This is a genomic window from Bradyrhizobium nitroreducens (assembly GCF_002776695.1).
Lineage (GTDB): Bacteria > Pseudomonadota > Alphaproteobacteria > Rhizobiales > Xanthobacteraceae > Bradyrhizobium > Bradyrhizobium nitroreducens.
This window is the reverse complement of sequence record NZ_LFJC01000003.1, coordinates 5,915,067-5,916,430: the sequence shown is the minus strand read 5'-3', so window position 1 is coordinate 5,916,430 and position 1,364 is coordinate 5,915,067. Positions and strand designations below refer to the sequence as shown.

The following is a 1,364-nucleotide window of genomic DNA, read 5'->3' as shown; positions in this document are numbered from 1 at the left end:
TGTAGCTGATCGTGCGCGGATCGACCCCAGCCTGCTTGATCGCCCGGCGGATCACATCGGCCTGGGCGTTCGGGTTCGGCACAGTATAGCCGTTGGTCCTGCCGCCGGCGTTCACCATGCTGCCCTTGATCACACCGTAGATGTGATCACCATCGGCAATTGCGTGGGAAAGACGCTTCAAGACCACCGCGCCGACGCCCTCGCCATCGACGAACCCATCCGCGAAATCGCCGAAAGAGCGGCACTTGCTACCGGCGGATATCATCTCCATGGATGAGATTGCCAGATACTGCTTTGGATCGAGGATCAGATTCACGCCGCCGGCGATAGCGACGTCACTTGTCTCGCTATGGAGACTTTCCAGCGCAAGGTGCAGCGCCGTGAGCGATGATGAGCACGCAGTATCGACTGCCATGCTCGGTCCCTGAAAATTCAGAAAATAGGATACCTGGTTGGCAATCGACCAATAGCGTGGACCAGTCGCATAGTAGCCATTCATTGCTCCAACGAACACCCCCACTCTTCGGTTCGCGCTGAGAGACGTCGTTGTATAACCAGCATCCTCTAGACTGGAATAGACCGACTGCAAGAACAGCCTTTCCTGCGGGTCCATCAGCTCCGCCCGACTGGGGGGAATGTTAAAGAACAGGGGATCAAATTCGTCGATCCCGTCGAGAAATCCTCCCCATCGGCTGTAGGTTTTTCCCGACTGTCCCTTGCGTTCATCAAAGTATTTGTCGTGATCCCATCTTGCCTTTGGCACTTCGGCGATACAGTTGGCTCCGTCTCGCAAGTTTTGCCAGAATAGGTCGGTATCCCTGCAGTCCGGGTAGCGGCCAGATATCCCGATGATGGCGACGTCCCTCGATCCCGCGATTGGTTGCCGGGTAGCGTCTCCTGGTCGCGGCTGTACAGGGCTAAACCCCGATGATCGTCGTCTGGCCCGCGAGGCAACGGTGGGCTGCTTGGCGTGAGGCGGCGTTTGGATTTGGGGCGGATCGACAGCGGGACGCTTCTGGATCTGAAGCAACGCTTGCAGTGCTTGCGGCTGGCTCTTGATGAAGTATTCCGCTAGCGCGTCTATGGACCGGTGTTCAAACAGCAACGTGCTATCGACGGCGGTGAACGTTTCCTGAAGTTGGTTTGTCAGTTCAACGCCGACTATTGAATCGATGCCGTAGACGTCCAAGGATTCGGATGAATCGAGCTCCTGACTTGGTATCTTGAGTGTCTTGCCGACAATCGTTTTAAGGTAAGCGACGGTTTTAGTTCGTAGAGATCCGTCGATTTCGGGGTCGGCTTTTGCTCTTGAGACCTTGAGCGGCTTTACGGCGGGCGCCGGTTTGAGGACGGCCCGCATTTGA

The 1,364-nt window shown here is 56.5% G+C and carries 1 protein-coding gene; it reads right to left on the bottom strand.

Translation table 11 applies throughout. From position 1 onward, the window contains the following. Positions 1–1,364 (bottom strand): beta-ketoacyl synthase N-terminal-like domain-containing protein (locus TSA1_RS28390; RefSeq protein ID WP_245448438.1); only part of this gene is annotated, 1,364 nt, incomplete at both ends.